This window comes from Streptomyces sp. GDS52, from assembly GCF_052246875.1.
Classification (GTDB): domain Bacteria; phylum Actinomycetota; class Actinomycetes; order Streptomycetales; family Streptomycetaceae; genus Streptomyces; species Streptomyces cathayae.
Genome location: NZ_CM125966.1, coordinates 1,392,288 through 1,410,208 on the forward strand (window position 1 = coordinate 1,392,288; position 17,921 = coordinate 1,410,208).

19 protein-coding genes and 4 pseudogenes are annotated in these 17,921 nt (G+C 71.2%); 5 read left to right on the plus strand and 18 right to left on the minus strand.

Features of this window, described 5'->3' with window-relative positions:
- Positions 1 to 421: 421 nt before the first annotated feature.
- The 4 genes and pseudogenes from ACTWJ9_RS06225 to ACTWJ9_RS06240 form a co-directional block, all read right to left on the minus strand.
- Positions 422 to 1,036 (minus strand): annotated as a pseudogene (locus ACTWJ9_RS06225) (AMP-binding protein); the annotation flags it as partial.
- 19 nt (positions 1,037 to 1,055) lie between these two features.
- Entirely contained in the window at positions 1,056 to 2,006 is a 951-nt protein-coding gene (locus ACTWJ9_RS06230; RefSeq protein ID WP_443295305.1) for an EamA family transporter, read from the minus strand.
- Complete coding sequence (locus ACTWJ9_RS06235) at positions 2,003 to 2,176, minus strand: uracil phosphoribosyltransferase (protein ID WP_279333205.1); 174 nt, start codon at positions 2,174 to 2,176, stop codon at positions 2,003 to 2,005. The genes ACTWJ9_RS06230 and ACTWJ9_RS06235 overlap by 4 nt, the downstream gene beginning before the upstream one ends.
- Positions 2,177 to 2,227: 51 nt before the next feature.
- Complete coding sequence (locus ACTWJ9_RS06240; protein WP_443295306.1) at positions 2,228 to 2,884, minus strand: nitroreductase family protein; 657 nt, start codon at positions 2,882 to 2,884, stop codon at positions 2,228 to 2,230.
- Positions 2,885 to 3,022: 138 nt separating this feature from the next.
- Here ACTWJ9_RS06240 and ACTWJ9_RS06245 point away from each other — a divergent pair, with 138 nt between their 5' ends.
- On the plus strand, positions 3,023 to 3,511 hold the full coding sequence (locus tag ACTWJ9_RS06245) for a MarR family winged helix-turn-helix transcriptional regulator (protein WP_279333208.1): 489 nt from the start codon (positions 3,023 to 3,025) through the stop codon (positions 3,509 to 3,511).
- Between the two features lie 31 nt (positions 3,512 to 3,542).
- On the opposite strand, the pseudogene ACTWJ9_RS06250 reads toward ACTWJ9_RS06245, so the two are convergent.
- Both ACTWJ9_RS06250 and ACTWJ9_RS06255 read right to left on the minus strand, forming a co-directional pair.
- Positions 3,543 to 3,983 (minus strand): annotated as a pseudogene (locus tag ACTWJ9_RS06250) (hypothetical protein); the annotation flags it as partial.
- A 127-nt stretch (positions 3,984 to 4,110) separates the two neighbouring features.
- Complete coding sequence (locus ACTWJ9_RS06255; RefSeq protein WP_279333209.1) at positions 4,111 to 5,019, minus strand: NAD(P)-dependent oxidoreductase; 909 nt, start codon at positions 5,017 to 5,019, stop codon at positions 4,111 to 4,113.
- An 83-nt stretch (positions 5,020 to 5,102) separates the two neighbouring features.
- Here ACTWJ9_RS06255 and ACTWJ9_RS06260 point away from each other — a divergent pair.
- A pseudogene (locus ACTWJ9_RS06260) lies at positions 5,103 to 5,473 on the plus strand (winged helix-turn-helix transcriptional regulator).
- Between the two features lie 87 nt (positions 5,474 to 5,560).
- On the opposite strand, the pseudogene ACTWJ9_RS06265 reads toward ACTWJ9_RS06260, so the two are convergent.
- The 5 genes and pseudogenes from ACTWJ9_RS06265 to ACTWJ9_RS06285 all read right to left on the minus strand — a co-directional run.
- Positions 5,561 to 5,770 (minus strand): annotated as a pseudogene (locus ACTWJ9_RS06265) (aminoglycoside phosphotransferase); the annotation flags it as partial.
- Between the two features lie 116 nt (positions 5,771 to 5,886).
- Positions 5,887 to 6,054: a hypothetical protein gene (locus ACTWJ9_RS06270; RefSeq protein WP_279333211.1), complete on the minus strand. Its 168-nt coding sequence runs from the start codon at positions 6,052 to 6,054 to the stop codon at positions 5,887 to 5,889.
- A 219-nt stretch (positions 6,055 to 6,273) separates the two neighbouring features.
- Positions 6,274 to 7,272 (minus strand): type I glyceraldehyde-3-phosphate dehydrogenase, encoded by a 999-nt coding sequence (gene gap / locus ACTWJ9_RS06275; protein ID WP_279333212.1) that lies wholly within the window; start codon positions 7,270 to 7,272, stop codon positions 6,274 to 6,276.
- A gap of 107 nt (positions 7,273 to 7,379) precedes the next feature.
- Positions 7,380 to 8,336, minus strand: coding sequence for a GlxA family transcriptional regulator (locus tag ACTWJ9_RS06280; protein WP_387035072.1), 957 nt, complete (start codon positions 8,334 to 8,336; stop codon positions 7,380 to 7,382).
- Between the two features lie 141 nt (positions 8,337 to 8,477).
- Positions 8,478 to 9,059: a TetR/AcrR family transcriptional regulator gene (locus tag ACTWJ9_RS06285; RefSeq protein WP_279333215.1), complete on the minus strand. Its 582-nt coding sequence runs from the start codon at positions 9,057 to 9,059 to the stop codon at positions 8,478 to 8,480.
- Positions 9,060 to 9,133: 74 nt separating this feature from the next.
- Here ACTWJ9_RS06285 and ACTWJ9_RS06290 point away from each other — a divergent pair, with 74 nt between their 5' ends.
- On the plus strand, positions 9,134 to 10,303 hold the full coding sequence (locus tag ACTWJ9_RS06290; protein WP_443295307.1) for a zinc-binding dehydrogenase: 1,170 nt from the start codon (positions 9,134 to 9,136) through the stop codon (positions 10,301 to 10,303).
- 489 nt (positions 10,304 to 10,792) lie between these two features.
- Here the strand turns inward: ACTWJ9_RS06290 and ACTWJ9_RS06295 are convergent, their stop codons facing one another.
- Both ACTWJ9_RS06295 and ACTWJ9_RS06300 read right to left on the minus strand, forming a co-directional pair.
- Positions 10,793 to 11,002: a DUF397 domain-containing protein gene (locus tag ACTWJ9_RS06295; RefSeq protein WP_279333217.1), complete on the minus strand. Its 210-nt coding sequence runs from the start codon at positions 11,000 to 11,002 to the stop codon at positions 10,793 to 10,795.
- Positions 10,990 to 11,826 carry a helix-turn-helix domain-containing protein gene (locus ACTWJ9_RS06300; protein ID WP_279333219.1) on the minus strand — a complete coding sequence of 279 codons (837 nt, stop codon included), beginning with the start codon at positions 11,824 to 11,826 and terminating at the stop codon, positions 10,990 to 10,992. The genes ACTWJ9_RS06295 and ACTWJ9_RS06300 overlap by 13 nt, the downstream gene beginning before the upstream one ends.
- Before the next feature lie 206 nt (positions 11,827 to 12,032).
- On the opposite strand from ACTWJ9_RS06300, the gene ACTWJ9_RS06305 reads away from it, so the two are divergent.
- Entirely contained in the window at positions 12,033 to 12,314 is a 282-nt protein-coding gene (locus ACTWJ9_RS06305; RefSeq protein WP_279333221.1) for a hypothetical protein, read from the plus strand.
- On the plus strand, positions 12,311 to 12,601 hold the full coding sequence (locus tag ACTWJ9_RS06310; protein WP_423836079.1) for a hypothetical protein: 291 nt from the start codon (positions 12,311 to 12,313) through the stop codon (positions 12,599 to 12,601). Before ACTWJ9_RS06305 ends, ACTWJ9_RS06310 begins: the two co-directional genes overlap by 4 nt.
- Here ACTWJ9_RS06310 and ACTWJ9_RS06315 read toward each other — a convergent pair.
- From ACTWJ9_RS06315 to ACTWJ9_RS06335, 5 genes are read right to left on the minus strand one after another with little or no spacing between them, the layout of a single operon-like run.
- Entirely contained in the window at positions 12,568 to 13,281 is a 714-nt protein-coding gene (locus tag ACTWJ9_RS06315; protein ID WP_443295308.1) for an ABC transporter ATP-binding protein, read from the minus strand. The genes ACTWJ9_RS06310 and ACTWJ9_RS06315 overlap by 34 nt on opposite strands.
- On the minus strand, positions 13,274 to 14,272 hold the full coding sequence (locus ACTWJ9_RS06320) for an ABC transporter ATP-binding protein (protein WP_443295309.1): 999 nt from the start codon (positions 14,270 to 14,272) through the stop codon (positions 13,274 to 13,276). Before ACTWJ9_RS06320 ends, ACTWJ9_RS06315 begins: the two co-directional genes overlap by 8 nt.
- Positions 14,269 to 15,201, minus strand: a complete 933-nt coding sequence (locus ACTWJ9_RS06325; RefSeq protein WP_443295310.1) for an ABC transporter permease — start codon at positions 15,199 to 15,201, stop codon at positions 14,269 to 14,271. Before ACTWJ9_RS06325 ends, ACTWJ9_RS06320 begins: the two co-directional genes overlap by 4 nt.
- Positions 15,202 to 15,206: 5 nt before the next feature.
- A complete protein-coding gene (locus tag ACTWJ9_RS06330) occupies positions 15,207 to 16,175 on the minus strand; it encodes an ABC transporter permease (protein WP_384206222.1) in 969 nt (322 codons plus the stop codon).
- Positions 16,176 to 16,195: 20 nt separating this feature from the next.
- Positions 16,196 to 17,791, minus strand: coding sequence for an ABC transporter substrate-binding protein (locus ACTWJ9_RS06335; RefSeq protein WP_443295858.1), 1,596 nt, complete (start codon positions 17,789 to 17,791; stop codon positions 16,196 to 16,198).
- Positions 17,792 to 17,921: the final 130 nt, after the last annotated feature.

Below are 17,921 nucleotides of genomic sequence, written 5' to 3' on the forward strand. Positions count from 1 at the left end.
CGTCCTCGTCCATGCCCTCGTGTGCGGCCTGTCCGGGGGTGATGCGGCCGCCGACGAAGAAGTACGACGCGGGAGCCGCGGGGATGCCCGCTTCGGCGAGCAGGTCGTCCAGGCGCCGGGAGGCCGGCAGCGGGTTGCCGGTCTTCGAGGAGGAGCCGGACGACATGAAGCCCATGTGCCCGGTGCGTTGCAGGTGGTGCAGCAGCGTGCCGAGCACGACGTGGTGCCGCTGTTCCTCGCCCGCCCGGGACACCGCGCTGATGCCGATCGCGGACCGGTCGTAGACGCCCTGGTCGATGGCGATGACGTGCCGGCGCTCCACCACCTCCTCGCCGAGCGGCTTCAGGATGCCTTCGGGGTTCCGGAAGAGTCCCGGGGCGCCCATGACGACCCGGGCGCCGACCGCGCAGGCGAGGATCTCCCACTGGGCGGCGTCGAAGCTCATCGGTGTCTTCTGCAGGATGGACACGTCCGGGCCGAGGTGGCCGCAGTCGGCCAGCCGGCGCGGCTGGGAGACGATGCTGCGCTGCTCGATCATCACGCCCTTGGGCTTGCCGGTGCTGCCGGAGGTGTGGATGACGTAGGCGAGGTGGTGGGCCTGCGGGCCGTCGGGCCGGAGGGGGTTCCCGGTTTCCGGGGCGTCGGCGGCGGTGACCACGATCGTGCCCCGGGGGGCCAGGCTCTCGAGCCGGTCCGCCGGGTGCGGCTGGGTGACGACGATCCGGACGCCCGCGTTCTCGACCATGTACCGCAGCCGGGCCTCGGGGTAGTCGGGCGACAGCGGCAGGTAGGCGGCGCCTGCGGTGAGGATGCCCCAGACGCCGGTCACCAGGTCGGCGGAGGGTTCGGCGCAGAGCCCGACGCAGGTGTCGGGTGCTGCGCCGAGCGCCGCCAGGTGGGAGCCGAGCCGGTCGGCCCCGGCCTTGAGTTCGTGGAAGGTGAGGTCGCCTCCGGCGGCGGTGACCTCGATGTCGTCGGGTCTGGACCGCACCTGGTGGTGCGGCAGACCGCGCAGCGACGCGTGCTTGAAGAACACTCCTGATACCGGTACTTGGCTACTCGTTGTTGGTGGATCCCCTGAACGGGTGTGAGTCGTGCTGGACCCGGCTGGTGGCCCGGTCCGGCTGCGACGGTGCTGGTCTGGTTCTGCCGGTGCGCGGCTGGGCGAGGACGACGGCTCCGACCACGGCCGTCGCGCCGAGCAGTTGCAGCGGCCGCAGGCTCTCGTCCAGGAAGAGGTATCCCAGGACCGCGGCGCACAGCGGCGAGGCGAACGACAGGAAGGAGGCGGCGAGCGCCGGCAACTGCGACAGGCCTCGGAACCACAGCACATAGGCGATCAGCGCGCCGATGATGCCGAGGTAGGCGAAGCCGCCGACGTTGCCCCAGGTGAGGTGGTCCGGCAGGTCTTCGCCGAGCAGGGTGACGGGCAGCAGGACCAGGCCGCCCACGGTCAGCTGCCAGCCGGTGAAGGTCAGCAGACCGACGCCGTCGGGGCGCCCCCACCTCTTGGTGAGGACGATGCCGGAACCCATGGACAGCGCGCCGAGCAGGCCCGCCGTGATGCCGGTGGCGTCCAGGCCCGCGTCCGGCTGGAGGACCAGCAGGGCCACGCCCGCCGCGCCGAGAAGACACGACGTGAGGTGAACCGGCCGGATACGGTCCTGCAGCAGCACCGGGCCCAGCAGGAGGACGATCATCGGCTGGACGGACATCACCAGCGCGGCCACCCCGCCGGGCAGGTGATAGGCGGCGAGGAACAGGAAGTAGAAGAACGCGCCGATGTTCAGCACGCCGAGGACGACGGCCCTCCACCACCAGATGCCCCTGGGCAGCGTGCGGGTGATCAGCAGCAGGATCAGTCCGGCCGGCAGCGCCCGCACGGTGGAGGCCAGCAGCGGCCGGTCGGGGGGCAGGAATTCGGTGGTGACCAGATAGGTGGAGCCCCAGACCGCGGGAGCGAGGGCGGTGACCGCGGAGGTGACCGCGACGCGCTGGCTGTTCACTTCTCGGCTCCGGAGTCGGTGGTCCCGAAGAACCGGTCGCCGAAGTCGCCGATGCCGGGGATCATGAACGCGTGTTCGTTGAGCCGGCCCGCCCCCTCGCCGATGATCATGTCCGCCTCGGCAGTGTCGATGGCGCCGGCGACCTGGACGAGCTTGTTGACAACGGTCACGAGGACCAACCCCCCCTGTGTGGTTCGGTGCAGAAGCAGGTACGTGTGCGCCTACCGGCCGTAGGTCTCCTGGAACACGGTCAGGGAACGGCCTCGGCGGCCGGGATGGACGCGGGTCTCGGCCGGGTGGCCGAGCGGGACGAGCAGAGCGATGTGCAGGTCCTCGCGGTCCGCGATGCCGATGGCCTTCTTGACCTCCGCCTCGTCCCAGCCGTTCATGGGACTGGTGGCCAGACCGGCGGCGTGCGCGGCGATCATCAGGAAGGACGCGGCGATCATGGCGTCCTTGACCGCGTACTCACGACCCAGATCGCGGGTGTGCAGATCCTCGTGGAAGGCGCGTACGTCCTCGGGCATGGCCGCGGCGAACCGCTCGGACCAGGCGTCGTTCAGCCGGGCCTGCTCCCAGATGTCGCCGCGGTCCTCGCGCCAGGCGCCGGACTCCGCGACGAACACCAGCACCACGGGTGCTTCCTGGGGGTGCGGCTGCCCGCCGGTGGCCTCCGTGAGCGCCTTGCGGCCCTGCTCGCCGGTGACGACGACGACGGACCGGGGCTGCAGGTTGAAGCTCGACGGCGCTTCCAGGGCGAGGTCGACCAGTTCCCGAAGCAGTTCGGCGGGCACCGGATCCGGCCGGTAGTGGCGGATGCTGCGCCGCGAGCGGATGACGCGGGACACCGTGCCGTGGTCCGTCGCAGACAACTCCATCGACTCCACGTTCCTCCCCCAATCGTTCGACATCGAACTACCTGACATCGAACCATTATGGCATGCCCTAGCCTTGGGTCAAACAGTTCGCCATCGAATTAATCTGGGTGAACCACACATGAAGGCGAGGCACCCCCCATGCGCGACGCCGTCGACGACTTCCTCGACCAGTGGAGAGCTCAGCGCGGAGACCTGGACCTCGACGCGATGGGCGCCGTCGGCCGCATCCTGCGCCTGTCACGCCTGGTCAACGGACACCTCAAGGAGTACTTCGCCCAGCACGGCATGGAGACGTGGGAGTTCGACGTCCTCGCCACGCTCCGCCGCAGCAGCCGGCCGCTCACCGCCAAGGAACTGGCCGCGAGCGTCATGATCGGTTCGGCGGCACTGACCAACCGCGTCGACCGGCTCGTCGCGCGCGGCCTGGTCGTCCGCGAGGCCGTGCCGGGAGACCGGCGCAGCCTGCACATCGCCCTGACCGACCAGGGCGGGGAACTCGTCGACAGAACCGTCCAGGGCCATGTGCACAACCAGCGCAGGATCCTCTCGGGCCTCGACGACGACGCCACCGACGAGCTCAACCAGCTCCTGCGCACGCTGCTCGCCTCCCTGGGGGACACCCGCTGAGGTCCTGCCGGACGGCGGTGACGGCAGCTGTTCATGTCGCCTCGCCCCGCGCGCTCATCGGCCGCGCGACCGGCACCGCCCCGGCACACCCGTCTCCGCGCCGGTCCGCGGCCGGCCCGGTCCGTTCGTCGCCCGGTGGCCACTTCGAACGGACGAGAGCGGCCGGGCCCGCCTTCCTTGCCCGGCCGCCCTGACCACTCTCCCCGCCCACCGCGTTCTCCACCGCCGGCGCCGCCACCGTGTCCCAGTGGACCGTGCGGTCGCACCAGCGGTCGAGGAGGGTGCGGTCGTGGCCCGCAGTCAGCAGGCTCGCGCCTGTTGCGGTGCGGTAGTCCTCGACGGCCTTGCCCGGTGCGGCCGTTGTTGAGGCGTCGAGCATGGCGGTCATCTCGTCGCAGATCAGTCGGCGGGGGCGCAGGAGCAGCGCGCGGGCGAGGCAAGCGCGTTGGAGTTGGCCGTCGCCAACCTCGTTCCGTGCACCTGCGGAGATGTTCCCGGGGCCGACGACCGCTGTGGGAACACCTGCCCTTGCCGAACGCGGCCCCGAAGCCGACCGCGTGCGTCGCGGCTGGGTCTGTGTTCATCGGTCCCGCGTTCGGTCAGCGCGGTCCTCGGATGCCGTCGATGATGCGGGTCCAGTTGTCGCCGCCGTGTCCGTCCTCGATCGCGCGCCGGTAGTGGGCCTGCACGGCCAGGGGAAGCGCGAGGTCGAGGCCGAGTGACGTGCTGGTCTCGACGATGTGGTCGGACGTCGCACCCATCATGGTGACCGTGCTGAGGTCGCCGGGATGCTCTCCGGCATCGAGCGCGGCGCCGGGGTTCTCTTCGCCGGCCCTCAGGATGTCGCCGATCGAGTCCGCGAAGGAGAGCAGCTCCGGCAGCGCTTCCCTGGCCTTGATTCCTGCGGTGCCCAGCATCGCGGTGGCGTGCATCAGTCCGGACAAGGTGGTGAGGAACACCGTGAGTTGGGCTTGGTACATCATCTGGGCGAGGCCCGGGTCCTCGCCCAGATGCTTTGGTGTTCCCAGTAGGGCCAACGTCGCCAGGTGGCGCTGCATCGCGTCGTCGGGGCCGCTGTAGTAGACATGGGCGGCCTCCGTGCCGACCATCGGCGCGGGGACCATGACGCCTCCGGTGAGGAAGGTGGCGTCGTGGCCCGCTGCCCAGGTGGCTGCCTCGCGTGTGGCGTCGGGAGTGTCGGAGCTCAGGTTGACCAGCGTCCGGCCGGCGAGTGATTCGGTGGCACCGTCGAGGACGTCGTACATGGCCTGGTAGTCGGTGAGGCTCAGGAGCACGAGGTCACTCGCTTCGACCGCCTCGGCGGGTGTCACCGCGAGCGTTGCTCCGTCGGTGACGACGCCGTCGGCCCGACCGGCGGTGCGGTTCCAGACGGTGACCGGGTGGCCGGCGGCGAGGAGGGTGCGTGTCATCGCCTGGCCCATCGGGCCGAGTCCGATCACGGTGACAGCGCTGTTCTGCCTGGTGGTGAGGTTCCGTTGTTCGTTCACTCCTCCATCCTCGAAGAGCGCCAGTACGCTCGGAAGTACCCACTATTTTCTGCGGTACTTACCTTTTCGTAAGGGGACCAGTGATGGCCAAGGCGCCGAGACGCGGGCCTTACATCTGCGGCATCGACGCTGCGCTCGATGTGGTGAGCGGCAAGTGGAAGGGACTGATCCTCTGGGAACTCGATGCCCGTCGCGTACGCCGCTTCGCCGAGCTCCGTCGCGGTCTGCCGGGAGTGAGCGAGAAAATGCTGACGCAGCACCTGCGCGAAATGGAGGCGGACGGTCTCGTGCACCGGGAGGTTTATGCCGAGGTGCCGCCACGAGTGGAGTACTCCCTGACCGAGCACGGGCGCACGCTCAATCAAGCGCTCGGGCCGCTCGGCGCCTGGGGAGTGAGCGGATGCGTCGCGAAGGCTTCGAAGCGGTCGACGTGGCCGGGACCTCACACGGCTGAGCATCCCTGCGCGCTCCACCCTCCTGAGGGCTGAATGCCGTGGAGCACCGCGAGATCGATGGCGGTGCCCCGCGAGCGATGCCGACAGGGCAGAGTCGGCTTCGGCGTGCGGCAGCAAGGGCGCACGAACTGCGTCGCCCGGGGCAACCGGACGGCGAGGTCGTCGCCGAGCCGCCACACCTGGTTGTCCCAGCCGAGCGCGCCGAGCTTCAGGGGGTGATCCGCCAGGTCGGGGTGCTGCTCACGCAGCAGATCCCGGATCAGATCCTCGGTGATGTCCCTTGCTGTGGCCGTCATGCGGAGCAGCGGTAGTCGGGGAGCGGCCTGCCTGGGTTCCGGCGTGCAGGCGGCTGAATCTGTGGCAGGACTGCACGAACCTCGACCACGCGGTCGGCGGAGCCTCGATGGCCGGGTCAAGGTTCTCTGTCGGGCCGCTGTTGCTGGCGGGCGTCGGTGTCGGCGGCCTCTTCGAGCGGGTCCATGGGGTGGTCGTGGAAGCGGCGTTCGGCGTCGCGGCATGGGGTGTCGAGGAAGGCTCGTCGTGCTTCGGCCGGCTCGCAGTTCAGCAGGTTCATGGTCACGAACACGGCTTCCGCCGTCGACGAGGTGATGCACCGCGTCGATCATCTGCCGGGACCGCTGGGCCGGCCGGCCGCGTTTCCGAACCGGTGGGCGAGACAGCCACACCCACGAGTTCTGCGCCTTGAGCGCTCTGGCTGCCCGACTGGGCAGCCAGAGCGCTCAAGGGAAGTGCCGGTCGGCGCGGGCGCCGGAGGCGGGGTGCCGCCCCCGGCGCCCGGTCAGCGGGTGGCGAGGAGTTCGAGCGTGTCGATCACCCGGTTCGAGAAGCCCCACTCGTTGTCGTACCAGGCGACCACCTTGACGTGGCGGCCGTCGACGCGGGTGAGGGCCGAGTCGAAGATGGACGAGGCGGGATTGCCCGTGATGTCGGACGACACGAGCGGGTCGTCCGAGTACTCGAGGACGCCGGCGAGCGGCCCCTGCGCCGCGGCACGGTACGCCGCCAGCACGTCCTCGCGCGTCACGTCACGGGCGACGGTCGTGTTGAGTTCGACGATCGAGCCCACCGGAACCGGTACGCGGATCGAGTCGCCCGACAGCTTGCCCTCGAGGTTCGGCAGCACGAGGCCGATCGCCTTGGCGGCACCGGTCGTGGTCGGCACGATGTTGACGCCGGCGGCCCGGGCGCGGCGGGCGTCGCGGTGCGGACCGTCCTGCAGGTTCTGCTCCTGCGTGTAGGCGTGCACCGTCGTCATGAACCCGTGCTCGATACCGGCGAGTTCGTCGAGGACCGCGGCCAGCGGTGCGAGCGCGTTGGTGGTGCAGGAGGCGTTCGAGACGATCGTGTGCACGGCCGGGTCGTAGGCGTCGGTGTTGACCCCGAACGCGAGCGTGACGTCGGCGCCGTCCGACGGCGCGCTGACGAGCACCTTCTTCGCGCCCGCGTCGAGGTGGGCGCGGGCTGCCTTGGCCGAGGTGAAGCGGCCGGTGGCTTCCAGGACGATGTCGACGCCGAGTTCGGCCCACGGCAGCTGCGCCGGTTCCCGCTCGGCCAGCACCGTGATCCGGCGGCCGTCGACGACGAGGACGTTCCCGTCGACGGTCACCGGGCGCCCGAGCCGGCCGGCCGTGCTGTCGTAGGCGAGCAGCCGGGCGAGCGTGGCGGGCTCCGTCAGGTCGTTGACGGCGACGATCTCGAGGGTGCTGTCGCGCTCCAGCAGTGCGCGCAGCACATTGCGTCCGATGCGGCCGAATCCGTTGATGGCGATGCGAGTCATGAGTGATGTCCCTTCCCTTCTCCACCAGGCTCGCCCGTGGCTCGCGGCGCTGACAGTGGCGAGGCAGCCATGGTTCAAAAGGATCCCGCCACGCGGTGCCGGGCGGGTCACTCGCCCAGGGTGAAGGTGCGCCGGTACTCGCTCGGGGTGGTGCCGAGGATGCGCTGGAAGTGCAGGCGCAGATTCGCGCCGGTGCCGAGCCCGGCGTCGGCGGCGATCTGTTCGACGCTGCGCTGCGAGCGCTCGAGCAGTTCGCGGGCCAGGTCGATGCGGGCGCGCATCACCCACTGCATCGGCGTGTAGCCGGTCTCCTCGACGAAGCGCCGGGAGAACGTGCGCGGCGAGACTCCCGCCTGCCGCGCCAGTATGTCGAGGGTGAGGGGCTCGCCGAGCCGGTGCAGCGCCCACTCGCGGGTGACGGCGAACCGCTCGCCGAGCGGCTCGGGGACGCTGCGCGGCACGTACTGGGCCTGGCCGCCGCTGCGGTAGGGGGCCGCGACCAGGCGGCGGGCCGCGTGGTTGGACGCGGCCACTCCGAGGTCGCCGCGCAGGATGTGCAGGCACAGGTCGATGCCGGAGGCGGCGCCGGCCGAGGTGAGCACGCTCCCCTCGTCGACGAACAGCACGTTCTCGTCGACCCGGACGAGCGGATGCTTCGCCGTCAGCGCCCGCGTGTAGTGCCAGTGCGTCGTGGCGCGCCTGCCGTCGAGCAGGCCCGTGGCGGCGAGCGCGAAGGCGCCCGTCGAGATGGCGGCGAGCCGCGCGCCCCGGTCGTGGGCGGTGCGCAGGGCGTCGACGACGGCCTGCGGCGGGTCGTCGCGGTCCGGGAACCGGTAGCCGGGGACGAAGACGATGTCGGCCCACGCAAGGGCGTCGAGGCCGTGGGCGACGTGGTACGCGAGGCCGTCGCCGCCGGTCACCAGACCGGGTGTCGCCCCGCACACCCGCACCTCGTACGGCATGCTCGCGCGGGTCGTGAAGACCTGCGCGGGAATTCCGACATCGAGCGGCTTCGCTCCCTCGAGCACGAGGACGGCGACGCGATGCAGGCGGGAGGCTGGCACGAAAAGAGATTACGTGGGGCGTGACGTCGATACGCTCACTGCGCGGACCGGGCAGACGACACACCGGGCCGGCTGTCTTCCACGTCGCAGCCCACCACCCAATCCGACCGCTCCGACCGCGAAACCGGCGCACCTATGCGGTCATAGCACCAGCGGCGGGGGCGCGCTGGCTTTGACCAGGGATCGTGCCAGGTCAGTGCTGTGCGGAAGAGTGTCGAGCGAGAGGGGCTGCGTGGCGACGGCACCCTCGTGCAGCACGAGGAGCCGGGTGGCGAGGGTGGCCGGGCCCGAGCAGCCTGCCGCGGTGGCGAGTTCCTCGAACAGGTTCAGCAACCAGCGTTTCTGGGCCGCGGCGATGCGGTGCGCGGGGTGCGAGGGGTCGGGGAGTTCGGCCAGTGCGTTGATGAACGCACATCCACGGGTGTTGGTTCCGCTCCAGGTCCGCAGTGCGTCGAAGGGTGCGGTGACGGCCTCGACGGGGCTGCCGCAGGCGTCGACAGCGGCGCGGACGAGTGACCGCCAACGCTGGTCGCGTTCCGCGAGGTAGGTCGCCACGAGGCGGTCCTTCGACCCGAACTGGTTGTACAGGGTCCGCTTGGTGACGCCTGAGTGCTCGGCGATCAGGTCCACGCCGACCGCTGTGATCCCGCGGTTGTAGAACAGTTCCTCGGCGGCCGCCACGATGCGGCGTCCGGCCGGCGTCATGGGCCGCCCTTCCTGCATGAGGCACTCCCTTGCCGATCAGCGTACGGTGGTGGATGTTCACAGATCAGTATACCTGCGAGGAGGTTCAAGCGATGAGTGCGTCCCAGTTCATGCGTGCGGTGCGTATCACCGGGCACGGAGGGCCGGAGGTCCTGGAGCTGACGGAGGTGGCCGTGCCCGCCCCGCAGGCGGGAGAGGTACTGGTCCGGGTCGGCGCGGTGGCGCTGAACAACACCGACCTGTGGACCCGGGAGGGCGCCTACGGCCGCCCGGGGGACCCGAAGGCGCTGTCGGGCTGGCGGGGCCCGATCGACTTCCCGCGCATCCAGGGCGCCGACGTGGCCGGCCGGGTCGTGGCGGTCGGCCCCGACGTGGACGGAAACCTCGTCGGGCGCCGAGTGGTCGTCGACCCCGCGATCTACGACATCGAAGGGCCGGACGCCAACCCGGTGGGCCTGATGGGGAGCGAGCGCGACGGTGGTTACGCCGAGTACGTGACCGCGTCGGCGGAGCGTGTGCACGACGTGACGGATTCCCCGCTCACGGACGATCAGCTCGCGACGTTGCCGACCGCCTACGGCACGGCGCTGGGCATGATCGAGCGGGGTCGACTGCGGGCGGGGGAAACCGTCCTGGTCTCGGGGGCGTCCGGCGGCGTCGGCCTCGCGCTGGTGCAGATCGCCCGCGCGCGCGGGGCAAGGGTGCTCGCCATCAGTAGCGGAGCCAAGATCGACGCGGTGCGCGGGGCGGGCGCGCACGAAGTCGTCGACCGCGCACGAGACGTCGCCCGGCAGATCCGCGCCGCCGCCCCAGAGGGCATCGACGTCGCACTCGACGTCGTGGCCGGCGAACTGGTGAGTGAAGGTCTGCCGCTGCTGCGCGAAGGAGGCCGGTGGGTCATCGCCGGCGCACTGGGCGGGCACGACGTGGCCTTCGACGTGCGCCGTCTCTACCTGCACAACGCGCAGGTCATCGGCTCCGCGATGCACACGCCCACACACTTCGGCCTCCTCATGGACCTGGCCCGTCGGGCCGGGGTCCAGCCCGTCGTCGCCGCGACCTTCCCACTGGACCAGGCCGCTCGGGCACAGGAGGAACTCGCCCGCAGGGGGCACGTAGGGAAGATCGTCATGCACCCCCGAGTTCCGTCAGCTCGCCTCGGCCGCCGGTGCGTCGGGGGCCGTCACCGTGTCCCAGTGGACCGTGCGGTCGCACCAGCGGTCGAGGAGGGTGCGGTCGTGGCCCACGCGGCTGAGCCGTAACGCCGCAGCCTCTTCGTCCAGCACAGAAAATTGCTCTCCTACGCTGCGACCACTCCAGCCGCACAAAAAGATCAAGAAGAGCAAAATGCCCCACTTGCCGGCTTCTGTAAAAGTGTGTGAAACCACGCTCCCGCCACGATAAAATCCCAAGTTAAGCAGTCTGCTCCCCGCACCCGCGGGGATGGTCCCCTCGGCGGGGTCTACGTCGAAGGCCGCACCCTCTGCTCCCCGCACCCGCGGGGATGGTCCCATCGCACTGCCGGTGGTCATCGTCGGCAGCGCCTGCTCCCCGCACCCGCGGGGATGGTCCGGCGGCCCGGCAAGCGGGGAACTTGCCGCAGGTCTGCTCCCCGCACCCGCAGGGACCCGATCGCAGGGCACCTCTGCATGCCCTCGCCGCAGCCGGAATGGTGGTCGGCCTCTCCAACTGGCCGATGGCCCCGCTCACCGGGCGGTGAGCGGGGCCATCGTTGACATCCGTTGCGTGAGTCAGACGCCCAGCTCACGGTTTTTCACAGCAGTGACGAAGGAGGCCCAACCCCCCGACGCCAGGACGAGTACTGGGCCTCCCGGCGTCTTACTGTCGCGCACGGGAACGACGGACAGCCAGTCGTCGGAGACCTCCAGACAGGCGCCGCCGTCTGGATTGCTGTAGCTGCTCTTGCGCCACGTCACGGCGCCCGGGTCTATGGATCGCACGGCGACTCCTCCAACATGCGCAGGATGAATTTCCGCGACTCAGCAGGGGACATGGCCTTGTCGCGCACCACATCGTAGGCACGCTGCAGGCGCTCGATCCGAGCGTTTTCCTCGATGAGTTCACCCCCGTGCGCATTCTCCGTGTAGGCCACGGGGCGACCGTCCGTGAGACGCAGGAACCACACGTCCGTGGCGACCAGCCCATGTACCCCTGCCCTCTGCGGCAGCACCTGAATCGTCACGTTCTCCCGCTCGGCCACCTCAGCCAGGTAGGCGAGTTGGGTCCGCCACTCACCCTCGTCCTGCAATGGTGTACGCAGGACCGCCTCGGCCAGGATTGTGCGAAACGGTGGTGATGATTCGCTTTCCAGCAGCTCCTGCCGCCCGATCCGGGCCTTGATCTGTTGCTCCAGTTCTACCCCTCGGCTTCCGCCCGCCGCCAGCACCTCCCGCGCGTAGCCCGGCGTCTGCAACAGCCCCGGCAGCACGCTCACCGCGAAGTGCCACAGGCTCACCGCCTCGGCCTCCAGCGCCATGTACCGGCGATACCGCTCACGGAACTGGGTGTGGTCGCCGGCGGCCAGTTCCCAGAGGGCGAGCAGGAGCCCCGGCGTCCCGTAGTACTGGTCCAATGCCTGGACGACCTCGGGGCCGCCCAGGGTGTCGCCCTTCTCCATCTTTCCGAACAAGGACCAGTCCCAGCCCATCCGTTCCCCGAGCTGTCGCAGGCTGTCGCCCCTTGCCGTCCTCAACTGCCGTAACTCCTCAGCGAATCGCTGGCGCGGTTCCTGACTGCGGCCTGTGACGATGCGGCGCTGCGGCAAGGTGACTCACCTCCGTGGAACGTGTGGCACATGCGTTTCCGGGAGGGGAACCCGGCCGCGCCCACGGCACGTCGCGCCCCACCCCGACTGCATTCTCGTAACGCACTGACTACGCACCGTAATACGTGGTGCTGGGCGGTGGTGGCCGAATCGCGAATCTGCCCGGTCGCACCCGCCCCTCGCCCGTTCCGAACGGAAGGCCCCTCATGGCAACACGCCGCCCCACCCCCAAGCTCCAGGAAGCCACCGACGCTCGTGACGCCCTTGCCGCCGCCCTCACCCAGGCCGGTATCCAGCTCCCGGCGATGGACGTCCGTACCCCGTGGGGAGACGTGCTGCCCGACGACATGGAGGAGCGGACGGCGGACGCGGCCGAGGGCCTCCGTACGCCCGCCAGTGCGCGTTACGCCCTCGTGCACCTCGGTGTCTGCTCGGCTCCCGTCGCGCTGGCCCTCGCGGCCGTCATCGCGAGGGGCGCCGCCCGGTGAGCGAGCCGAGTCCCGGCGTCCCCGAGCCCGTTCCTCCCCCGCCCGGCACCACCGTCCTGGACGTCGAGCGGGATCGCGTCGGCGTCGTCATGGGGCACGCGGGACCGTACCTTCAGCTCCGGCCGCTGTCCGGTGGGCGGGAGTGGGACGCGTCCCCGGAGCGCGTTCGGCCACTCACCGCGGAGGAGCTGTTCCGGGCCCGGCTGGCCGAGGCGAACGCCCGTAGCAGGACGGGACTCCGTGTCCAGCGGGCTCAACCGCCCGGCGAAGCAGGGAAGTTCTGCTGAATCGCCTTGGCCGTCGGTGCGCCGGGCGCCGCCACCGTGTCCCAGTGGACCGTGCGGTCGCACCAGCGGTCGAGGAGGGTGCGGTCGTGGCCCACGGCGAGGAGGGCGGCGCCGGTTTCGGTGCGGTAGGCCTCGACCACCGCCACCAGGGCGGCCGTGGTCGAGGCGTCGAGCATGGCGGTCATCTCGTCGCAGATCAGCCAGCGGGGGCGGAGCACCAACGCGCGGGCGAGGCAGGCGCGTTGGAGCTGGCCGTCGCTGACCTCGTGGGGGCGGCGGGTGAGCAGGTCGGGGGTGAGGCCGACGGTGGAGGCCAGTTCGGCGACCCGGTCGGGGGCCTCGGCGCGGCGGCCCGTGGCGCGCAGGGGTTCGGCGATCAGGTCGGCGAGGGTCAGGCGGGGGTCGGCGGAGAGGCGGGGCTGCTGGAAGACGACGCCGAAGGCGGTGCGCAGCGCGCGGGGGGCGCGGTGGCGCCAGTGGCGTACGGGGGTGCCGTCGAGGAGGAGGGTGCCGGCGTCGGGGCGGTGGAGGAGGGCGGCGACCTTGGCGAGGGTGGACTTGCCGCAGCCGCTGGGGCCGAGCAGGCCGACGGCCTCGCCGGGGGCGAGGGTGAGGGAGGCGTTCCGGACGGCGGGGGTCCGGCGGTCGTAGCCGGCGGTGATGGAGCGGAGTTCAAGCACGGACGTCCTCCAGGGCCTCGACCGGAACCGGGACCGGGTGGTGGCAGGCGACCGACGCGGTGAGGGGCGGGAGGGTGGCGCAGGTGGCCGTGGCGCGGTCGCAGCGGGGGGCGAAGGCGCAGCCCTCGGGGAGGGCGCCGAGTTCGGGGGGCATGCCGGGGATGGGGGTGAAGGCGCGGTCGGGGAGGGCGTTGAGGAGGCCTCGGCTGTAGGGGTGGCGGGGGCCGGGGGCGCCGAAGAAGGTGTCGGCGTCGGTGAGTTCGACGATGCGGCCCGCGTACATGACGGCGACCCGGTCGGCGATGCGTTCGGCTGCCGCCAGGTCGTGGGTGATCATCAGCAGGGCTCGGGCGTGGTCGGTGCCGTCGCCAGGGGCGTCGACGTGGCGGCGGAGTTCGTCGACGGTGTGGTCCACCAGGTCGCGGTCGAGGCCGGTGGTGGGTTCGTCGGCGAGCAGGAGGGGCGCGTCGCCGATGAGGGCGAGGGCGGTGGCGGCGCGTTGGGCGAGGCCGCCGGAGAGTTCGTGGGGGTGGCGGTCGAGGTGGTCGGCGGGGAAGGCGGCGCGGGCGGCGGCCTGCTCGGCGGCGGCGCGCAGGGCCGTGCGGCCGCGGACGCCGGTGAGTTCGGCGACCGTCTCCTCCACTTGGGAACGGATGGTGCGGACGGGGGTGAGGTGGGCGGCGGGGCTCTGCGGGATGAGGCCGATGCGGCGGCCGCGCACGGTGCGGGCGAGGGTGCGTTCGTCGGCGGTGAGCAGGTCGAGGTCGCCGAGCAGGGCGTGGCCGGCGGTCTGGGCGTTGGCGGGGAGCAGGCCGAGCAGGGCGGAGGCCAGGACGGACTTGCCGCAGCCGCTCTCGCCGATCAGGGCGAGGCATTCGCCGGGTACGACGTCGAAGTGGGCGTCGGTGACGGCGGCGATGCGGCCGCCGCCGGGTACCAGGAAGCGGACCGACAGTCCGCGGACCGACAGCACGGGAGGTCGCTCGGTCATAGCGTCAGCTCCGATCGGCGGCGGGGGTTGATCCGCTCCCGCCAGACTCCGGCGAGTCCGGCGATGGCGAGGGTGGGGATGATCAGGAACAGGCCGGGGAAGAGGGTGGGCCACCAGTGGCCGGCGAGCAGGGAGCCACGGGCGCCCTGGATGAGGGTGCCGAGGCTGGCGGTGTGGGTGGGCAGGCCGAGGCCGAGGAAGGACAGCGCCGACTCGTGCCACATGGCGTGCGGGATCATCAGGACGGCGGCGAGGCCGGCCTGGGGCAGCACTCCGGGCAGCAGGTGCCGCAGCGCGACCCGCAGGCGGGAGGCGCCGCCGGAGACGGCGGCGTCGATGTAGGGGCGGGAGCGCAGGGAGAGGACCTCGGCGCGGACGATGCGGGCGGTGGACAGCCAGTGGGTGAGGGCGACCGAGATCACCACGGGCCAGACGCCGGGGCGGAACAGGGCGACGATGAAGATGCCGAGCAGCAGGTGCGGGACGGAGGCGATGGTGTCGACCAGGCGCATGACGAGGCGGTCGACCCAGCCGCCGAGGGCTCCGGCGGTGGCTCCGACGGCGGTGCCGATGACGGTGGCGGTGAGCGCGGCCACGACGCCGACGAGCAGGGAGACGCGCAGGCCGTAGACGCAGCGCAGCAGCAGGTCGCGGCCGACGTCGTCGGTGCCGAAGGGGTGGGACCAGCTGGGTGGGAGGAGTTTCGAGGCGAGGTCGACGGCCTGCTGGTCGAGCTGGACCAGTGGGGGGACGAGCAGCACCGCGAGGGCGGTGAGGGCGACCAGGGTGGCGGAGACGCGCAGGCGCAGGGTGTGGGTGGAGCGGCGGGTGGTGCCGTGCGAGCGCCAGGCGGCCGCGGCGGCCGTGGGGGTGGTCGCGTCGGCCGTGGGGGTGGTCGCGTCGGCCTTCTCCGCGGTGGTGTCAGCCATGGGGATCACATCTCCTCCAGCTTGACCCTCGGGTCGATCAGTCCGTACAGGAGGTCGGCGAGGAGGTTTCCGGCGAGGACGGCGGCGGTGGCGAGGGTCGTCAGGGCGGCCAGGAGGGGGAAGTCGACGGCGGTGGCCGCCTCGACGGTGGCGGCGGCGATGCCGGGCCAGCTGAAGACGGTCTCCACCAGGAGGGCGCCGGTGATGAGTTCGGGGACGCGGGAGCCGATGAGGGTGAGCACCGGCAGCAGTCCGGAGCGCAGGGCGTGGCCGAGCAGGACGGTGCGTTCGGCGAGGCCGCGGGCGCGGGCGCCGCGCACGGGGTCCTCGGCCAGGGCGTCGCCGACGCCCTGGCGGACGTAGAGGGTGAACCAGGGCAGCTGGGAGACGGCTAGGACGCCGGCGGGCAGGATCAGGTGGCTGGTGACCTGGCCTGCGGTGACGTGTTCGCTGCCGGTGTCGGTGAGGCCGCCGGCCGGGAGGACGTCGAGGTGGAGGGCGAACATCCAGACGGCGAGCAGGGCGATCCAGAAGACCGGCGCGGCTTCCAGGGAGTAGGCGAGGGAGGTGACCGTGCGGTCGACGAGCGAGCCGGGGCGGCGGGCGGCGAGGACGCCGAGCAGGGTGCCGAGGAGGACGGCGACGGCGAACGCGACGGTGCACAGCAGGGTCGACCAGACCAGCCGTTCGCCGATCGCCTCGGCCACCGGCTGCCGCATCACGCTGGAGTGGCCGAGGTCGCCGGTGAGGGCGGAGGTCAACCACTCCCACCAGCGGACGGCGAAGGGCCGGTCCACGCCGAGGTTGTCGCGGAGCCGGTCCAGGGTTTCCTGGTCGGCGCCGAGGGCGGCGGTTCCGGCGTAGGCCTTGACGGGGTCGAACGGGGAGGCGGCGGCGAGGGCGAAGGCACCGAAGGTGACGACGAGGAGGACGGGCACGGCGAGCAGGGCCCGCCGTGCCACGAGGTGTCCCATCGCCGTCCAGGGCAGGGTCTTCAATTCTTGGGCTGCCAGTCCTCGGCGTTCCACCAGGGGCCGCTGGCGAAGCCGTGCTCGTGCGGTTCGACCTGGGTGGTGAGGTCGCCCCAGCGGTCGTCGAGGACGTAGAGGTGGTCGATGTGGGTGAGGAAGGTGTAGCCGGGGTTCTTGACGAGTGCGCGCTGGAGGTCGTCGTAGGCGGCCTTGCGGTCGTCGGGGTTCTGGGCGCGGCGGCCGGTTTCGAGGGCCTCGTCGACGGCGGGGTCGTCGTAGTGGGGCATGTTGTTGAAGCCGTCGCCGGCGAGGGAGGAGTGGAGCAGGGTGTAGAGGCCGAAGTCGGGGTCGCCGGTGCTGCCGAAGCCGGCGAGGACGGCGTCCTTGCCCATGCGGGGTTCGATGACCTCCCAGGTGGCGCCCTCGACCTTGACGTCGATGCCGGCCTTCTTGGCGTCGGAGGCGTAGGCGAGGGCGTGGTCCTGGCGGACCTTGTCGCCGGAGGGGTAGAAGAGGGTGAAGGCGGCGCGGGTGCCGTCCTTGGCGCGGATGCCGTCCGTGCCGGTCTTCCAGCCGTCGCGGTCGAGGGTCTTCTTGGCCTCGGCGAGGTCCTGGGGGCGTTCGACATCCTTGGCGTACCAGGGGTCGTCGAGGGGCAGCGGCCCGTAGGCGGGGCGGCCGGCGCCGTCGAGGATCTTGTCGACCATGGCCTGGCGGTCCACGGCGAGGTCGAGGGCGCGGCGGATCGTGGTGTCGCCGGTGATCTTGTTCCCGGTGGGGAGGGTGACGGCGCGGAAGTCGTAGGTGGTGGCCTGGTAGGTCTTGCGGCCGTCGTCGTTCTTGAAGGTGGCGGCGAGGTTGGGCGGGAGGGTCGCGCCGTCGAGGTCGCCGGAGCGCAGCCGGGTGGCGCGGACGTCGTCGTCGGCGATGATCGCCATGGTGAGCTTCTTCACCTTCGGTGCGCCGCCCCAGTAGTCGGGGTTCGCCTTGAAGGTGAGCTTCTCGCCCTTGCTCCAGCCGGTGAGGAGGTACGGTCCGGTGCCGATCGGCGCGGTGTTGAAGACGCCGGTGTTGGGGTCCTGCTCGCCCGCGACGTGTTCGGGGACGATGGGCAGGACGGTGCGGGCCGGGAAGGCCGCGTAGGGGTACTTGAGGGTGAAGACGACCTTGTCGTCGCCGTCGGCGCGGATCTCCTTGACAGCGTCCAGTTCGCTCTTGGCGGTGTTGTTGGTCTTGTCGTCGAGGACCGTCTCGTACGTGTAGACCACGTCTTCGGCGGTGAGGGGTTCGCCGTCGCTGAACTTCACGTCCGGGCGCAGGGTGTAGGTGTAGGTGCGGCCGTCGTCGGTGATCTCGGGGAGCGCCTTGGCGAGGGCGGGCTCGAGCTCCAGGTCGGCGTCCCGGGCGAGCAGCCCGTCGAAGATCTTGGAGTTGCCGTCCTTGCCGTAGCCGAGCAGGGGGCTCAGCGTGTCCGGTTCGGAGGGGACCCCGATCACCACGGAGTCGGCGGACCCGCCGCTCGCGGCGCCGTCCGTGCCGCCGCCGGGGGCCGAGCACGCGGCGACCGCGGCGGCCATGGTCGCCGCGACGGCGGCACCCTTTATTCGTCGGGTCGTCATCGAATTCCACACCTTTGCTGCCCGGATCTCGTTGTTGCATATTAGTTGCAGCAGGGTTCTGCCCAGCACCCCCTCCCCTCATTCCCGCGCTTCGGCGGACCGGGTCCGCCGGGCGCGCGCCGCCGGGCGC

Coding starts and splice junctions, on each gene's coding strand:
- ACTWJ9_RS06240 (WP_443295306.1), bottom strand. CDS start 2,884: ATGGAGTTGTCTGCGACGGACCACGGCACGGTGTCCCGCGTCATCCGC.
- ACTWJ9_RS06245 (WP_279333208.1), top strand. CDS start 3,023: ATGCGCGACGCCGTCGACGACTTCCTCGACCAGTGGAGAGCTCAGCGC.
- gap (WP_279333212.1), bottom strand. CDS start 7,272: ATGACTCGCATCGCCATCAACGGATTCGGCCGCATCGGACGCAATGTG.
- ACTWJ9_RS06285 (WP_279333215.1), bottom strand. CDS start 9,059: ATGCAGGAAGGGCGGCCCATGACGCCGGCCGGACGCCGCATCGTGGCG.
- ACTWJ9_RS06290 (WP_443295307.1), top strand. CDS start 9,134: ATGAGTGCGTCCCAGTTCATGCGTGCGGTGCGTATCACCGGGCACGGA.
- ACTWJ9_RS06305 (WP_279333221.1), top strand. CDS start 12,033: ATGGCAACACGCCGCCCCACCCCCAAGCTCCAGGAAGCCACCGACGCT.
- ACTWJ9_RS06320 (WP_443295309.1), bottom strand. CDS start 14,272: ATGACCGAGCGACCTCCCGTGCTGTCGGTCCGCGGACTGTCGGTCCGC.
- ACTWJ9_RS06325 (WP_443295310.1), bottom strand. CDS start 15,201: ATGGCTGACACCACCGCGGAGAAGGCCGACGCGACCACCCCCACGGCC.
- ACTWJ9_RS06330 (WP_384206222.1), bottom strand. CDS start 16,175: ATGGGACACCTCGTGGCACGGCGGGCCCTGCTCGCCGTGCCCGTCCTC.
- ACTWJ9_RS06335 (WP_443295858.1), bottom strand. CDS start 17,791: ATGACGACCCGACGAATAAAGGGTGCCGCCGTCGCGGCGACCATGGCC.